Origin of the sequence: Novosphingobium sp. ZW T3_23, from assembly GCF_044987305.1 — a bacterium.
Classification (GTDB): domain Bacteria; phylum Pseudomonadota; class Alphaproteobacteria; order Sphingomonadales; family Sphingomonadaceae; genus Novosphingobium.
In genome coordinates this window covers 1-2737 of record NZ_JBJDRF010000118.1, presented here as the reverse complement: position 1 = coordinate 2737, position 2737 = coordinate 1, and the positions used below count along the sequence as shown (strand labels likewise).

2 protein-coding genes and 1 pseudogene are annotated in these 2737 nt (G+C 61.8%); 1 reads left to right on the top strand and 2 read right to left on the bottom strand.

Annotated features, from left to right (window positions below; genetic code table 11):
* Together istA and ACI3K3_RS25490 are read right to left on the bottom strand one after the other, a co-directional pair.
* Positions 1-780: IS21 family transposase (istA, locus tag ACI3K3_RS25495; protein ID WP_404918885.1), on the bottom strand; the 780-nt coding region annotated here is incomplete at its 3' end.
* Between the two features lie 199 nt (positions 781-979).
* A pseudogene (locus ACI3K3_RS25490) lies at positions 980-1911 on the bottom strand (transposase family protein); the annotation flags it as partial.
* A gap of 146 nt (positions 1912-2057) precedes the next feature.
* Between ACI3K3_RS25490 and ACI3K3_RS25485 the strand changes: the two are divergent.
* Positions 2058-2737 (top strand): transposase (locus tag ACI3K3_RS25485; RefSeq protein WP_404918883.1); only part of this gene is annotated, 680 nt, incomplete at its 3' end.

Sequence of the window (2737 nt, the reverse complement as noted above, 5' to 3'; positions counted from 1 at the left end):
GACGATACCGACGCAGGCTTCGACCTTGGCCTTGTCCCGCGGCTTGCGCGGCCGGGTCGGCAGGATCGCCGTACCGTAATGCCGGGCCATGTCTGTGTAACTGCGGTTCACCTGAGGATCGAAGTGATAGGCCTTGATCACCGCCACCTTGGCATTGTCGGGCACCAGCAATTGGGGAACGCCGCGGAAGAAGGCGAAGGCGGCATTGTTGCCCGCGATCCAGTCAGGGAACTGCTCGGTCCAGGTCGCCAGCGCAAACGACAGGCTCGATCCGCCCATTACAGCGACGAAGATGTGGGCACCGCGGACTTCCCCAGTCCTGCGGTCCACCACGACCGGCACCGTGTCGCCAGCGTAATCAAGGAACAGCTTTTCGCCCCCGGCATGGCTCTGACGCATGACCAGCGGCAAGCGGCCCTCCCACCGGCGGAACAGATCGCAGAATCTCGAGTAGCGATACCCGTCCGGATGCTCGGCCCGATACTCCTCCCAGAGCACCTGCAGTGTCACGTGTTTGCGCTTCAGTTCGCGCGCTACCACCGGCCAGTCCGGCTCGGGCAGCTTACGCCGCCCCGGTTTGACGCCAGGAACCCCGTACAGCCGCTCCTCCATATCTGCGTCGCCAATCTCGGGCGGCAACGGCCACGACAGCCCGGATTGATCAAACCGCCTGAGCGTGTCGCGTACCGTGGTTGCCCCCGTCCGAACATGCTCTGCTACAGCTCGGGTCGAGAGCCTGGCGTCCAGGCTCAGTCTCAATATCTCGCGCACATGGCGCATCATTACCCTCCTCGTCGGCATCCAATCCTCCTGGCTGCTCAGCCAGGGAATGGTCCCAACGATCAGGCTTCACGTCATCCCAAACTGCGCGCGATCATTTCGGAATCCTGCGCGGATAATTCTCGGAACGCTGCGCGCGATCGTCTCGGAATCCTGCGCGCCATCACTTCGGAATGGTGCGCGCGATGACCCCGGAATCCGCAGGCTGGAAGAAGTTCACGAACAGGCGCGCCGCCGCATACAATTCGGCGAGCAGCCCAGCTGCTTCCAGTCCCTCGAACCGGCGATAGCCCACCAGACGGCGCACAACCGAACCGTTCTTCTGCTCGACCCAGGCCTGATCGTTCTTGCGATAGGGGCGGCAGCGGGTAAAGACGATTTCCGTCGCCGCGCAGTAATCGCGCACGGTTTCATTGATGAACACGCTGTCATTGTCCGAATCAAATCCCAGCAACGGGAACGGCATCAGCTTGCGCAGCTCCTTGAGGACCTCCACCAACAACGTTTGCTCGCGCACCAGCAACGGTGCGCATTCAGTCCAGCCCGTCGCAATGTCGGTCAGCGTTAGCGTCCACGCCCAACTCCCCTTCGCCACCGGGCCGCTGTGCGACACCAAGTCTGCTTCCATGTGCCCCGGCGCCGGATCGCCCCAGTCATTGAACGTCCGGATCGGAACGCTACGTCGCAGTTCCGATCCGCCCACACCGCGCCGCCGGACCTTCTGACTGTTCCCTTTCGCACTCTGCAGAGCACGGTCGATCGTTGCCGGGCTCATCTGCAACAACCTCGCCTTGATCGCCGGATCGAGATCAAGGTGGCCATGACCCTCCATCGCCTCGATCAGAACCGGAATAAGCGGCCGCAGCCGCTTCCCGCACAGGCGGTCGCTAGCTTCCCACAACACGAGCAACGCTTCGCGCACCGCCTCGTTGTAAAGTCTGCGCTGTGGTCGCGTCGTTTCCCTGACCAACGGCTCCGACCCCAATAGTCGCATTGCATGCTTTCGGTGGAAACCTGTGATCGCGACGAATTCGTCGAGAACTTGCTCTTGCTCGCGCGATCAGCCGATCGATACCGCTCGCCGACTGCTTCAATCAATTCCCTTCGCGTCGCCATGCTCACCTTCCGCATCGTTCCCTCCCGGCATTGGCCGGGAGCAGTTTAGATGAGGCAACGGCAGGTTTGCCGGGAGCAATTCAGGTGAGGCAATGCGTTCTCACCCTGAATGTCGCGCGACAGTTCACTATAGCGGCGTCCTCAATCCAGGGAGCCGCATTATGTCGTTCCAAAGCAATACCACACTTGTCGCGCTTGAGTTGAGCAATTCAGTATGGCTCGTCGGCACGCGATCGGCCGGCGCTCAGAAAAGCTGCATGCATCGGATTAGCGCGGGCGACACCGCCGCGCTGTTGGCGCTTTTCGAAGGGCTTCGGCCGAAGCAGCGGGCATCCGAAGATACTGTGCCAGTTGCCTGCTGCTTTGAAGCTGGACGAGATGGGTTCTGGATCCATCGACTGCTGACTGAGCATGGCATTGCGACCTACGTTGTCGAGCCGACCAGCATTCTTGTGAACCGACGAGCGAAGCGGGCGAAGACCGATCGCCTCGATGCCGAAGGGCTCTTGCGTGTGCTCGGCGCCTATCTGGCTGGCGATAACCAAATCTGCAGCATGGTCCAGGTGCCCACGCCTGATGAGGAGGACGGCAAACGCATCCACCGTGAGCGCGAGCATCTTGTGCAGGACCGAACCCGACTAGAAAACCGGATACTGGCGCTTTTCGCGACCCAAGGTATCCGTTCACGCCCCTCATTGCGAAACTGGGAGCGAGATCTCGCGGCGCTCGAAACCGGCGACGGCCGCAAGCTTCCACCCCGCCTGGCCGCCGAGATCAACCGGTTGCGTCGGCGACTTGGGCTTGTCCTCGACCTGATCCGTGAGCTGGACGCGGAACGGGA